Source organism: Bacteroidota bacterium, from assembly GCA_016713765.1.
Lineage (GTDB): Bacteria > Bacteroidota > Bacteroidia > AKYH767-A > 2013-40CM-41-45 > Pollutiaquabacter > Pollutiaquabacter aromativorans.
The window spans coordinates 2,314,663-2,327,896 of record JADJON010000001.1; the positions used below are offsets into that span (position 1 = coordinate 2,314,663).

Consider the following 13,234-nt stretch of genomic DNA (forward strand, 5'->3'; position numbering starts at 1 on the left):
GGTATTAAAATTGCATCACGGCACGACCGTTTAGCATTTCAAAAATATCAAAAAAGCAGGTCGCATAGCGCTTTGGATCTTCGGCAGTCTTATTCTGCTGATCGGACTGCTTTTCGGTGCGTTTCAATTCGATGGTTTTCAATCCTGGCTTGCCCGCCGTGCCGCCGCCTGGCTTTCGGGCGAACTGGGCACTACCGTATCCATTGACCGTGTTTCCATCCGGTTGGTTACTTCGGTCAATTTGAAGGGCGTTTACGTGGAAGATCTGCATCACGATACACTCCTCTATAGCGAGGAGATCAGTGTAGGAATAAAAGACCTTTCAACCGCCGCCCGCCGGTTGTCAATCGGCACTTTACGGCTTAGCCGGACCGACTTCAACCTGATGGAATACCGGGGTGAGGAACATGATAACCTGTACTTTTTGCTCGACTATTTTTCATCGAATGATACCACTGCTTCAAAGCCCTGGAAACTTTCGGTCGACCAGTTGAAGTTAGACAACCTGCACTTCCGGCACCGGGTCGAATCGGATTCCCTGGAGCCCGAGGGAGTGGATTTCTCCAACCTCGACATCGACAGTATTCACGGAGATCTGTACGACATCCATTTCGTTGGAGATTCAGTTTTCGCAAGGATCGAGAAGTTGCGATTTCACGACCACAGCGGATTCACACTGCAGGAACTCAGCGCCGATGCCAAAGTCGGGCCCGATGAATTGCGTTGCAAGGGCCTGAAGATCGTTACACCTCAGACTTCCATCCGGGCGGATCTGACTTTCCAATTCGACAGTTTCCCGGACTTTGATGAGTTCCTGGAAAAAGTCCGATGGAGAGGCGATTTCACTTCCTCCACTGTTTCTTTCACCGACATCGCCTACTTCGCGACCGACCTGAAAGGTCTCGATAAGGCAGTGGCCCTGGAAGGGAACTTCCGCGGGACCGTCAGCAAATTTCGTGGCCGGAACGTCCGTCTTGGCTGGGGCAAGGAATCGGTCTTCAAAGGGAATATCTCCATGACCGGTCTGCCGGAAATCGACGAAACCTACATCGACGTATTGGCCGAGCAGATTCGCACAAGCGCTCGCGATATTGAATGGATTCCGATTCCACCCTTCGAAACCAAACAGACCATAGATGTTCCGGAGAACCTGGAAGACCTGGGGCTGGTTGATTTCAAAGGGAAGTTCACGGGATTCTTCAGTGACTTCGTCGCCTACGGGAATTTGAACTCGGACGTCGGTTACCTGAGCGCGGATATCAACTTGAAATACGACTCCCGTATCAAGGACTATGTCTATAAAGGGCATGTGTCCAGCAATCACTTCGATATCGGCAAGATCGCGCGTATCGGTGATATGGGGCAGGTCACCCTTGCTGCTGATATTGACGGCAAGGGATTACGATTCGAAACGGTCGATGCACGTTTGATCGGGAACATCCAATCCCTGGGTTTCAAGAACTATGCGTATTCCAACATCAAAGTGAATGGTGAGATCGCCAAGAAACTCTTCAATGGTAAAGTCAATGTGCAGGACCCCAATCTGGATCTGGATTTTGAAGGAAAGATCAATTTCCAGGGCAAGCTTCCCATCTTTGATTTTACGGCTGCCATCAAGCGGGCTCACCTTGATCCGTTGAATCTGGTGAATATCTCCGGCGACAATTATATCTCCACGACGATCAACAGCAGGTTGACCGGTAACAACCTTGACAATCTGACCGGTGAAGTGCGGATCGATAACACCAACTTTCAGGTAGACCAGAAATTGTATCGGGTTAACCGTATTTTTCTGAATTCGACCTGGCTCGACCAGGAAGAGCGGGATTTGTTTCTGGAATCGGACTTCCTGGACGCGCGTATGTCCGGTAGATTCCAATTGGCGCAATTGGGCGATGCCGCCAAGCAATGGTTGCCGCGCTACCTGCCATCGGTCATTCTGCCGATGAAGACCGACCCGGGTATTCAGGATTTTACATTTACAATCAGGGTCAAAAACACCTCATTCCTGACGGAGACGTTTTTACCTTCCTGGACGATTGATCCCAATACACGCTTGAGCGGGAAAATGAATACCATGGATAAAACGGTACTGCTCAAGCTGAGCTCGCCGGATCTTACCTATGGGGCTGTCGGCATTCATGGATTGCAAACCGTCATGAGCTCGGATGTCGCCAACCTGCGGCTGGATGTTTCTGCCGACTCGCTCTTTCTCGGAGCCGACCGACGGGTCGTTCCCTTAGTTGATCTCCATGCCTCGGCCCATGATAACAGGATCGAGTACCTCCTCAACGTATCCCAACAAGACAGTTTTCCCAACCGGATGATGCTTGCCGGGGATCTGGATTTCACCTCCTCCCGAAAGTTTAGTCTGGAGATCGACTCCTCATCGCTCTTCCTGGAAGGCCGGCACTGGGTGTTGAATGAAGGAAATCAGGTGGCCTTTGATTCTTCGGCCATTGTCTTCCACGCCTTGGACGTATCCAATGGACTTGAAGCGCTGCGAATAGAAGGGGCTATCGTGAAGGATTCCCTGCACCAGCTTGTCGTGCGTATGGAGAATTTCAACCTCCATCACCTGGATCCGGTCTTGGGCGGAACGGCTTTGGGTGGTCGGGTGAATGGCGATGTGATCGGTGTCGACCTTCTGCGTCATCCGCAATTGGAAACCGACCTCACGATCGCGGATCTGACAGTCAACGGAGATTCATTGGGAAATGCGACAGTCGTCACCCGTTTGAATAGTGAACAAAAGGTCGTCGTGGCCAGCATCGGTATCCAGCGGGGTACTGCCAAAGTAGCGGATATCCGCGGCAACTATTATCTCGCGCGGGAATCCGACAATCTGGATTTCCGGATCAAACTGGAAAATTTCTACTTGCGAACGATCGAACGTTATGTGGATGATGTGGTTTCGGATGTGAACGGAAAATTGTCCGCGGAGCTGAACCTTCACGGAACGCTCAAAAGGCCTGTCTTCGAGGGAGAACTGGATTTCAAGCGAGCAGGATGTGTCGTGAATTATCTCAATACCCGATATAATTTTACCAGCAAGGTGAAAGTCGAAGAGAACGCGTTCAACCTCGACCATATGACCCTGGTAGATGTGAATAACAACGAAGCCGCTGTCAAGGGCAAGATACTGCATGACTATTTCAGGAATTTCAGATTTGATATCCAGTTACGGCCAAGGAATTTCCAGGCGCTGAACACGGATCCGAGTCAGAATGAACTTTACTATGGGCGTGCCAACGCCACTGGCCTGGTCAAGATCACCGGCCCGCTCGAATACCTGAACATGGACATCACCCTTTCCCCGACGAAAGGAACCATCCTCAACATCCCGCTGACGAGCAGCACGGAGGTAACGCAAAGCAACTTTATCACCTTCATCGACCCAAAGAAACGGGACGACTTCTCCGAAAATTCAAACACCATCGATTTGTCGGGGATCCGGTTGAACATGAATCTCGAGATGAATCCGGATGCGGAGATAAACATCATCTTCGACCAAAAGATCGGTGACGTGATCTCCGGAAACGGTAATGGGAATCTTCGATTGGATATCAATACCGTTGGCGATTTCAATATGTACGGGACCTATACGATCGAAAAGGGCACGTACTTGTTCACCCTGCAGAACCTGATCAACAAGCGATTCAACATCGATCGTGGCGGCAGGATCACCTGGTCCGGCGACCCGTATGAAGCGAACGTCGACCTGACGGCTGTTTATACCGTTTACACTTCCTCGCTCTACAACCTCCTCCAGGACTCCACCTACAAACGAAGGATACCGGTCGATTGCAAACTGCGAATGACCAATCGTCTCATGAACCCGACGATCGATTACGAGATCGAACCCCGAGGATTGGATGCTACCGCTCAAAGCCTGGTGAAGACATTTCTGAATTCAGAGCAGGAGGTAAGCCGACAAATGTTCGGTCTGATGGTCCTGAATCAGTTCGTGCCGCAAAGCGGGGGCTCGCAGGGAGTGGCGCGCCTGGATGCAGGAGCAGGAGCCGGCGCAAGTGCCAGTGAATTGTTGAGCAATCAGGTCAGCAACTGGCTATCGCAACTCAGTAAGAACGTCAGCATCGGTTTTAATTATCGCGCCAAGGATACGTATAGTAACGAGGAGATCCAGCTCATGTTCTCAAAATCGCTCTTCAATGATCGGCTGTTGGTGGAGGGAAACGTAGGCTATACGGGTAATCAGGCTGCGACTACCACCGGGAACAACAGCAACCTGGTAGGCGACTTTTATGCGGAGTATAAATTGACGCAGGACGGTCGTTTCCGTCTCAAAGGATTCAACCGGAATAATCTCGATAACATTCTCAATTACTCAGCACCCTACACGCAGGGATTCGGTGTTTTTTTCAGACAAGAGTTCAACGACATGAACGACCTGCTAACCCGCTTACGACTTAAAAGAAGCCTGGAAAACAAACAAGTCCCCAAGGAATAAGCGACCCTTTGCATGTTGCCGTTGTGAAGGTTCGGATTGCGGGCCGGGTATGAGCGGTGCGCATGAACGAATCATGCTAAATCGACTCCGTACCCCGATGCGATCATAAATGAACAAAAGCCGCCGGCCTTACGGGGCCTGTGCGGCTTTTGTGGGCAACCTTACGGGGTTGCGTTAATTGTTGTCGCTTCAGATGATGAAGTGATGGAAGCAAGGTAACCCCGGATTTCCGTGCCGGATGTTGGAATTCCCGGTACACTTACATCGGTAAGCAGCAGGCTGGAATTGAACTATTGCGATGCAAGGTTGTTCCCTTTTGAATAAGAATCGGCCCTGGGGCAGGCTTGAGGCAAGTAAGACCGAACCGGAAATGTGGTTTTTTGGGGGTTTTATTCGCCGAAATCCCGATACTATGCTCTCCTGAAAGCACAATATGCCCACGGTTGATTCGTACCTTTGTCAGCTCGAAATGAAACGAATGCAATTAGATACGATCGAAACCGCGTTGGATGCCCTGCGCGCGGGCAAAGTGGTCATCGTCGTGGACGATGCAAACCGTGAAAATGAAGGGGACTTCATTGTTGCGGCAGAACACATCACGCCCGATATCATCAATTTCATGGCCACTCATGGCCGGGGTTTGATCTGTACCGCGTTGACCGAAGACCGATGCCATGAACTTGACCTTCCGCTGATGGTCATGCAGAATACGGCCTCACACGAAACCCAGTTCACGGTTTCAGTCGATTTGTTGGGAAAAGGGGTTACAACCGGCATCTCGGCATCGGACAGGGCTCAGACGATCAAAGCACTGATTGATCCGGCCACCCGGCCGGAAGACCTTGGGCGACCCGGGCATATCTTCCCGCTGCGTGCCAAGAATGGTGGAGTTTTACGCCGAACCGGACATACCGAAGCAACCATCGATCTCGCCAGATTGGCTGGCTGCTATCCCGCAGGTGTACTCGTGGAAATCATGAATGCAGACGGGTCGATGGCTCGCTTACCCGACCTCTTTCTGATAGCCGAAAAGTTCGAATTGCCGATCGTATCCATCGAAGATCTGATCGCGTACCGGCTGCGGCACGAGACGCTCATCGAGCGACAGGTGGATGTTCAACTCCCAACGGTATTCGGTGACTTTGAACTTATCGCCTACGGTCAGTTGAACAACGGACAGGAGCACCTGGCCCTGCGGAAAGGAAGCTGGTCGAAGGACGAGCCCGTACTCGTGCGTGTTCATTCGAGTTGTATGACCGGCGACATTTTCGGGTCTTGCCGCTGTGATTGCGGTCCGCAGTTGCACAAAGCGATGGAACTGATCGAGGCGGACGGCAAAGGGGTGATCGTCTACATGAACCAGGAAGGTCGTGGGATCGGTCTCCTCAACAAACTCAAAGCCTACAAATTGCAGGAGCAGGGCCGTGACACGGTCGAAGCGAACCTGGAGTTGGGTTTTAACAGCGACGAGCGCGACTATGGAGTCGGTGCGCAGATTCTTCGCGACCTGGGTGTCACCAAGATGCGACTCATGACGAATAATCCGAAAAAGCGTGCCGGCCTGATCGGCTACGGATTGGAAATCGTAGAAGTCGTTCCCTTGCAGATCGAATCAAACGAGCACAATCGGCTTTATCTGCAGACGAAGCGGGACAAAATGGGGCATACGATCCGGATCGATTCCTGACGGATCAGGCCAATCCCTGATAGAATTCAATCAGCCGCTTTCCGAGTGAAGCGCAACTATAGCGCTCTTCCACAAGGCGACGTGCCGCCTTTCCGATGGATCTGCATTTTTCCGGATGTTCCAGGCAATAGCGGATCTTTTCCAGGAACATCGAAGGCGTATCGGCAATCAGCAGATGTTCCCCGTCTTTTACGCCGATTCCTTCTGCACCGATGGATGTGGAGATAATCGTTTTTCCCAGCGCCATCCCCTGAATGATCTTGACACGCATGCCGGAACCTGATAACAGTGGAACAACCATGATCTGCTTATCGCGCATGTAGCCTTGTGCATCTTCTACCGTCCCGGAGCATTGAACACCGGCAGGAGCATTCAGGAGCAGGGATTCCGGAAAACCGCGACCGGCAAGAAATAGTTCCAGTTGCGGAAATTGTTGATGAATGCGTGGCCAGCAATTCCCCAGGAACCAATTGACCGCTTCGAGGTTCGGAAGCCAGTCCATGCTTCCCAGGTGAAACAACCGTAGCGGTTCACCGGTAGTATCCTGCACCGGGTATTCATTCAGATCGACGCCCAGGGGCACGGTCAGGAGTTGCTTGTGCGGTACCACCTGTCGGATCATCCCTTCATCCACATCGGTGATCGGAACGATGGCATCCACTTCCCGGAAAATTCTCAGTTCCTCACGCTTCAACCTGCGGGAAAGGAAGCCGAGATACCAGCGCTTCAGCGGATTCCGATGCTCGGCATCCCGGAGCCGTTTCCAGATGATGTGCTCCACGTTGTGCGCGCGCAGGACGATACGTGCCTGACTGTTTTCGCGGATCACCGGAAGGTAGGGCGCAGCAAAAAGTGTTTCAAGCTGCACGATATCGAACGCGCCTTCTTTCAGAATCGTCGCGATTTTTTGAGCTGCCTGCTTGTCGAAAAAACGAACAAGGTTGTAGGACTCATTCCGCCTGAAAAAATTGGTGACGGCTCCGGCAACAGTGACATTGGTCCGGATCGGAGAAGATTGGAAATGGAAGATGCTGCGGAACCGCTCAGGCAGGGACTCCGGAGCGACATAGTGCTTGTTGGTGTTCAACGCGAATTGATGTACTTCCGCGCCGGCACCGGCCAGTCCTTCGGCCATGTTTTGCATGGCGATATTTCCTCCGTCGAGTGGCGGATAAGGGACCCGGTGGCAGATTTGCAGGATCTTCACGAAACACCGGATTTTTTATGCGGAACGAACCTTTTGAAAAACCGGATATACGCCTCCTTGTCAAAGAGTGCGGAATCGGTCGTCGCTTTGTAGGTGAGGAAAATACCGATCGGCAACAGGACCAGCGAGGATGTCCACATGCCCCGCCAGGGAGGAATGACACCTTCACGTGCGAATTTCTCCCCGGAAATCGAGATGACGTGATACGTGACAAAGAACAAAATGGAAACTACAACCGGCATGCCCAGTCCGCCTTTCCGGATGATGGCACCCAACGGTGCGCCAATGAAGAACAGGATCAGACAAGCGAAAGAAAGGGTGAACTTCCGATGCCACTCGATACGGTGTTTACGCAACGACTTGTTCTTGATCTGAAGATCCTGTTTCGAATCATCTGCCATGCTCTTCACATTCCTGGCGCCAAAAAGCGCTGATGAGGCGATAGCGGCCCGCTTTTCTTCCGGAAGACTTCTCAGCAGGTCTTTCGCGGGACGTATGGGTTGCGCACTGCGCCCCAACTGGGCGAAATCGGCACTGATGATGGGGGCGATATGGTTCGAAAACTGTTTTTCCTTCGTGGTAATACTTTTTGAAATGGAGTCGGCGGATCGGGTCAACTGCTTCAGATTGAGCATCTGGTAATTGTCCTTGAACAACTGCTCGTTGGTACGGGTGAGTTTGAATGAACTCAGGTCAAAGCGGATTCTTTCTTCATCGAATTCCGTACGCATGAGTGGCCGGGCCTTCGGATGCTTGGGATCTTCCCGCTCTTCGTAGCTGGCGCCCTTGTACAGGGTGAGTAGGAGGTAGCGCTCATCTTCCGAAAGCTTCATGGTACCCCGTTCGGCTATGACCAGCTTCGTATTTCCCCGGTTATACGAATGGTCATAGATCATCATGTTGTGCAACGTTTGGCCGTCAGGATCCTTCCGGCCCACTTTGATGGAGTATCCGTCGATCCCGTTGTAGAAGATGCCTTCTTTGATGAGCAATGCCGGCTTCTGTTCACGCACGTCATACAGCAGCGCGTTCATCTTCAGGTTCGCTATCGGCAGGACATAATTGGAGAAGAGAAAGGCTCCGCAACAGATCAGAACGGCGGTCACGATGAGCGGTCGCATCACACGCTGGAGCGATACGCCGGCGGCCTTACAAGCGGTTAGTTCATATTGTTCAGCCAGGTTGCCGAAGGTCATGATGGACGAAAGCAAAATGGCCAGTGGAAGCGCAAGCGGTACCAGGGTAACCGACACGTATACCATCAACTGGACGATGATCCAGGTATCGAGTCCTTTTCCGACCAGGTCGTCGATGTACTTCCACAGGAACTGCATCTCCAGGACGAACAACGCGATCAGGAAAGTCAGGACCAGCGGACCGGCAAAGGAGCGGAGAACCAGCAGTGTAAGCTTCTTCACGTATCTTTGAAGCTGAAAAGCCCGCGCAAGTTAAGAAAATGACCTTAAGCCAGGATGACCTGCACGTACTCTGCGATACCCGGTTCTTCCCGGCCCGGTTTCGCATCGCTCAGGAATTGGATCAGCTCTTGTCGCGCCTCAAAGATGCCTTGTCGGACGAACTGAAGAGCTGGCCGCTACCGGTTGAAGGTGTCGATACCAGCAGGGGCAAGATCTTTCGCGGGGAAAACTACCGGCAGTTCCCGTATCACCTGCTGGACTACCCGAGGCGGTTCGATGCGAAGGGAGTCTTCGCGATGCGTTCGCTTTGTCGCTGGGGAAATGAATGGAGTTTTACGCTGCACCTGCAGGGAGAGGGCCTGCAACCCTTTCGGGAGAAGCTGATCACCGCACGGGATCGTTTACTGAAAGCGGAGGTTTGGTGGTGTACCAACGATACACCCTGGGAGTACCATTTCGAAAAGGACAACTACCGGAAATTGGTGGAAATCCGACCCGATGAATTCGAACATCGGTGCCTTGAAGGATCGTTTGTCAAGTTAAGCAGACAACTGCCGCTTGCGCGAACCGGAGAAGTGGTGGAATTCGGACAGGATACTTTTCGCCTCTTCAGGCAATGCTTGTCATGAACCGATGTGGTGCATGAGGGCGTGGATTTGAGAATCCCACAGCATCATGTTGCCCGCCTTTTCATCATCCGATGCGAAATCGGTCACGATCAAGGCTACATCACCGGTGATCTCGTCCTGTTGGATCTCAAACTGAAAAAAGGTCTCGTCCTTTGATTTATCCTCGGTGATCCACTTGTACCGGATCATCTGATTTTCTTTACGCGCTACGATGCGGGCACGCTGTTCCGTACCGTCCCATTGAAACATGTAATCGCCTTCCCGGATATTCACTTTGTCGGCGAACCATTCCTCAAGACCGCTGGCGGTACTCAGGTAATTGAAAAGGATCTTCGGTGAAGACTTGATCTCGAATTCGAGGGTATATTTCTGCTTCTTCTGGGACTTGATTTCCGACATCACTAGACTACGTTCAGGGGCCATAGGGCCAGATTTGAGAGGGCGCAAGATACCTAAAAATACGGTTCGAACGACCTGATTCGCATCATGAAAACGTTCAAAGCCGATCTTTATTCTATTTTCGTGCCCATATGGCGCTCATCAACTCGCTTGAATCGGATGGAAACTGGCTCTTTCGCAGAAGGGGACAATTGCCCGTCGTCTTGTTTCTGCTGGCCATTCCGGCAATCGCGTTTACGGACTACGAACAGCTCTCGCCGGCATTCAGTCATTGGATGAACTGGCTGGCTGCCGGTTGCAGTCTGTTGGGATTCCTGGTACGCGCGTACACCATCGGAACCACGCCGCGCGGAACTTCCGGCAGAAATACCGCCGGACAAGTAGCCGAAAGCCTGAACAGTACCGGCATTTACTCGCTCGTGCGTCACCCGCTTTACCTCGGCAACTACCTGATGTGGATCGGCATTGTGATATTTACCAAGAACATCTGGTTTGTCATCATCGTTAGTTTGCTGTATTGGCTCTATTACGAGCGAATCATGTTCGCCGAAGAACGTTTTCTGGAACGAAAGTTTGGCGATGCTTACCTGAAATGGGCCAGCAAACTTCCGGCTTTCGTTCCCCGACTTTCGGGATTTGTTCCAAGTGTCATCCCGTTTTCCGTTCGTTCGGTCCTGCGCCGCGAGTATTCCGGGGTGCTCGCCACGGTGATCGGATTCGTCTTCGTGGAAGTGATGATCGGCTGGTTCCGCTGGGGAACCTTCTCGATCGGTGATCACTTTTTGGTGGTGCTCTATGTCACCATTGCAATGACCTTGTTACTGCGAAGCCTGAAGCACTATACCAGCCTGCTTAACGAAGAAGGACGTTCATAAGGGATCCGGCCGGGTTTGATGAATGCACGCATTGAACTGCGGTTGCTATACGGTCATTGATTGAAAGGGGGCGAACCCTCCACAAAAAACATCCCGTTCCTTTTACGGGATGTTGGTGTAGCGAGGGAGGGAATCCATGTCCGCCGAATCTTCCTTGAATCCGGAAAAAAGCGACACGAAAAAGGCGGAGAACCCTCCACAAAAAATAAAATCCCGTTCGGTTGAACGGGATGTTGGTGTAGCGAGGGAGGGAATCCCTGTCCGCCGAACCTTCCTTGAATCCGGAAAAAAGCGACACGAAAAAGGCGGAGAACCTCCAAGAGGGAATCCATGTCCGCCGAATCTTCCTTGAATCCGGAAAAAAGCGACACGAAAAAGGCGGAGAACCCTCCACAAAAAATAAAATCCCGTTCGGTTGAACGGGATGTTGGTGTAGCGAGGGAGGGAATCCATGTCCGCCGAACCTTCCTTGAATCCGGAAAAAAGCGGCATGAAAAAGGCGGAGAACCCTCCACAAAAAATAAAATCCCGTTCGGTTGAACGGGATGTTGGTGTAGCGAGGGAGGGAATCGAACCCTCCACCTCAGGGTTATGAATCCTGCGCTCTAACCACCTGAGCTACCTCGCCGGATTTGGGGCTGCAAATATCCGAATAGAATTGATTCCGCCCAAGCATCCTTCAAAAAACTGCATCCTTTGCGCGGAAATAAAAAAGAGATTCCTTCCCCAAGGAAGGAATCTCAGGATGATGTACCGTCCGGGAAAATGATCAGCCTTGCGGCGTATCTCCCTTTTTAATATCCTGAATAGCGTCACGCATATCCTGGCAAGCACGCTTGATGTCCTGCAAGCCTTTGCGAACACGCGTTCCGGCTGCCGCGTTGCCCTTTTCGGAAAACTTGATCACATCCTCTTCAATTGCGGCGACCAGTTGCTTGATTTTTTCGTACTCTTTCATGTTGATGATCGTTTAGGGGTTAAGAATGGAGGTGGAAGGGAAGTAGTGAATATTAGAATGCGGCGATCTTATCCGACATATACTCGCCGGCTTTCAATTTGACATACGCTTTGCGGAACGCTTCGATCGTGTATTTCACATCCTCGAGTGTATGTACCGCCGTTGGGATCAGTCGGAGAATGATCACGCCTTTCGGGACGACCGGATAGACGACCATCGAGCAGAAGATGTCGGAATTCTCACGCAGGTCGTAGATCATGTTGGTGGCTTCCGGAATCGAGCCGCTCATATAGACAGGCGTAACCGGACTTTCGGTATTTCCGATCTCAAATCCTGCTTCTTTCAGACCCGATTGAAGTGCGTTTACGATCTTCCACAGGTCATTTTTCAGCGAGGGATTCGATCGGAGCAGTTCCAGGCGTTTTAAGGCGCCTTTTACCAGGGCTGCAGGCATGGATTTGGCGAAAATCTGCGATCGCATATTGTAGCGCAGGTATTCCACCACATCTTCCTTGGATGAAATGAACCCGCCGATCATGGCCATACTCTTGGCAAACGTGCCGAAGTAAACATCGATCTCATCCTGAACACCTTGCTCTTCACCCGTACCGGCACCGGTCTTACCCATCGTGCCGAATCCATGCGCGTCATCCACAAACAGGCGGAAGTTGTATTTCTTCTTCAGGGCGACGATTTCTTTCAATTTACCCTGATCACCGCGCATGCCGAATACACCTTCGGTAATGACGAGAATGGAACCACCGGTCTCTTCAACGATCCGGGTCGCCCGTTCGAGTTGTTTTTCGCAGTTGGCAATATCATTATGCGGGAAAACAAAGCGTTTGCCCATGTGTAGACGCACACCGTCAATAATGCATGCATGGCTTTCGCTGTCGTAAACGATTACGTCATGGCGGTCAACCAGGCAATCAATCGCGGAAACCATTCCCTGGTATCCGAAATTCAGCAGAATGGTGTCCTCCTTGTGCATGAAGGCGGAAAGCTCGTTCTCCAACTGTTCGTGGTAGTTGGTGTTACCCGACATCATGCGTGCACCCATGGGCGACGCAAAACCGTATTCTGCAGCGGCAGCTGCATCGGCCTTGCGAACGTCGGGATGGTTGGCTAAGCCGAGATAATTATTCAAACTCCAAACAAGGCGCTCTTTTCCACGGAATACCATTTTCGAACCGATTTCACCTTCCAGTTTTGGAAAGGTGAAGTAGCCATGCGAGTCTTTCGCGTGCTGACCGATCGGACCGCGATTCTTCTTAATTTTTTCAAACAGATCCACGATGTTCTCCTTTTTGTCGAGGCCTTCCGATGAAGGCCTTCTCTACAAATGTAACCATAATTGCTCGAATTCAAAGAATTTTAAGGCTTTTCATCAACACGTCAGTGTGGAAGAAGTAGGTGCGGAGCTGATCACATGCATTAGAAACAGTTCACCATTTGCTATATATATTATTGATATTCAGATATATAAAGCTTATTTCAGTAGCCTCCATACATCGTTCCAGCGGCAGATTTGTTGGTTTCAATCTCCGATCCCGCAGGACTTGCATGGACAAATTTGACGCTAAAAAGACA

At 51.3% G+C, this 13,234-nt stretch carries 11 protein-coding genes and 1 tRNA gene; 5 read left to right on the forward strand and 7 right to left on the reverse strand.

Going from position 1 to position 13,234, the window contains the following annotated elements:
- Positions 1 to 4: 4 nt before the first annotated feature.
- Positions 5 to 274, reverse strand: a complete 270-nt coding sequence (locus IPJ96_08950; GenBank protein ID MBK7910473.1) for a hypothetical protein — start codon at positions 272 to 274, stop codon at positions 5 to 7.
- Between IPJ96_08950 and IPJ96_08955 the strand changes: the two genes are divergently transcribed.
- A complete protein-coding gene (locus IPJ96_08955) occupies positions 257 to 4,471 on the forward strand; it encodes a translocation/assembly module TamB (protein ID MBK7910474.1) in 4,215 nt (1,404 codons plus the stop codon). The genes IPJ96_08950 and IPJ96_08955 overlap by 18 nt on opposite strands.
- 469 nt (positions 4,472 to 4,940) lie before the next feature.
- Positions 4,941 to 6,158, forward strand: coding sequence for a bifunctional 3,4-dihydroxy-2-butanone-4-phosphate synthase/GTP cyclohydrolase II (locus IPJ96_08960; GenBank protein ID MBK7910475.1), 1,218 nt, complete (start codon positions 4,941 to 4,943; stop codon positions 6,156 to 6,158).
- A gap of 4 nt (positions 6,159 to 6,162) precedes the next feature.
- On the opposite strand, the gene IPJ96_08965 is transcribed toward IPJ96_08960, so the two are convergent.
- Together IPJ96_08965 and IPJ96_08970 are read right to left on the reverse strand one after the other, a co-directional pair.
- Positions 6,163 to 7,365: a glycosyltransferase gene (locus IPJ96_08965; protein ID MBK7910476.1), complete on the reverse strand. Its 1,203-nt coding sequence runs from the start codon at positions 7,363 to 7,365 to the stop codon at positions 6,163 to 6,165.
- Positions 7,362 to 8,783, reverse strand: coding sequence for an LptF/LptG family permease (locus tag IPJ96_08970; protein ID MBK7910477.1), 1,422 nt, complete (start codon positions 8,781 to 8,783; stop codon positions 7,362 to 7,364). Before IPJ96_08970 ends, IPJ96_08965 begins: the two co-directional genes overlap by 4 nt.
- Before the next feature lie 38 nt (positions 8,784 to 8,821).
- Between IPJ96_08970 and IPJ96_08975 the strand changes: the two genes are divergently transcribed.
- On the forward strand, positions 8,822 to 9,412 hold the full coding sequence (locus IPJ96_08975; GenBank protein ID MBK7910478.1) for a hypothetical protein: 591 nt from the start codon (positions 8,822 to 8,824) through the stop codon (positions 9,410 to 9,412).
- Here the strand turns inward: IPJ96_08975 and IPJ96_08980 are convergent.
- Complete coding sequence (locus IPJ96_08980) at positions 9,407 to 9,811, reverse strand: SRPBCC domain-containing protein (GenBank protein MBK7910479.1); 405 nt, start codon at positions 9,809 to 9,811, stop codon at positions 9,407 to 9,409. The two genes, IPJ96_08975 and IPJ96_08980, sit on opposite strands and share 6 nt — an antisense overlap.
- 131 nt (positions 9,812 to 9,942) lie before the next feature.
- On the opposite strand from IPJ96_08980, the gene IPJ96_08985 reads away from it, so the two are divergent.
- Both IPJ96_08985 and IPJ96_08990 read left to right on the forward strand, forming a co-directional pair.
- Positions 9,943 to 10,686 carry a DUF1295 domain-containing protein gene (locus IPJ96_08985; protein ID MBK7910480.1) on the forward strand — a complete coding sequence of 248 codons (744 nt, stop codon included), beginning with the start codon at positions 9,943 to 9,945 and terminating at the stop codon, positions 10,684 to 10,686.
- Positions 10,687 to 11,016: 330 nt separating this feature from the next.
- Positions 11,017 to 11,226, forward strand: a complete 210-nt coding sequence (locus tag IPJ96_08990; GenBank protein MBK7910481.1) for a hypothetical protein — start codon at positions 11,017 to 11,019, stop codon at positions 11,224 to 11,226.
- A gap of 14 nt (positions 11,227 to 11,240) precedes the next feature.
- On the opposite strand, the gene IPJ96_08995 is transcribed toward IPJ96_08990, so the two are convergent.
- The 3 genes from IPJ96_08995 to IPJ96_09005 form a co-directional block, all read right to left on the reverse strand.
- Positions 11,241 to 11,314: transfer RNA gene (locus IPJ96_08995), tRNA-Met, on the reverse strand.
- A 141-nt stretch (positions 11,315 to 11,455) separates the two neighbouring features.
- A complete protein-coding gene (locus IPJ96_09000; GenBank protein MBK7910482.1) occupies positions 11,456 to 11,644 on the reverse strand; it encodes a histone H1 in 189 nt (62 codons plus the stop codon).
- Between the two features lie 52 nt (positions 11,645 to 11,696).
- The gene (locus IPJ96_09005; GenBank protein MBK7910483.1) at positions 11,697 to 12,938 is read right to left on the reverse strand and encodes an aminotransferase class I/II-fold pyridoxal phosphate-dependent enzyme; all 1,242 of its coding nucleotides are present in this window, start codon (positions 12,936 to 12,938) and stop codon (positions 11,697 to 11,699) included.
- Positions 12,939 to 13,234: the final 296 nt, after the last annotated feature.

Bases quoted from the DNA above. Each gene is read 5' to 3' on its own strand.
- IPJ96_08960 (MBK7910475.1), top strand. From the start codon at position 4,941: ATGAAACGAATGCAATTAGATACGATCGAAACCGCGTTGGATGCCCTG.
- IPJ96_08975 (MBK7910478.1), top strand. From the start codon at position 8,822: ATGACCTTAAGCCAGGATGACCTGCACGTACTCTGCGATACCCGGTTC.
- IPJ96_08980 (MBK7910479.1), bottom strand. From the start codon at position 9,811: ATGTCGGAAATCAAGTCCCAGAAGAAGCAGAAATATACCCTCGAATTC.
- IPJ96_08985 (MBK7910480.1), top strand. From the start codon at position 9,943: ATGGCGCTCATCAACTCGCTTGAATCGGATGGAAACTGGCTCTTTCGC.
- IPJ96_08990 (MBK7910481.1), top strand. From the start codon at position 11,017: ATGTCCGCCGAATCTTCCTTGAATCCGGAAAAAAGCGACACGAAAAAG.
- IPJ96_09000 (MBK7910482.1), bottom strand. From the start codon at position 11,644: ATGAAAGAGTACGAAAAAATCAAGCAACTGGTCGCCGCAATTGAAGAG.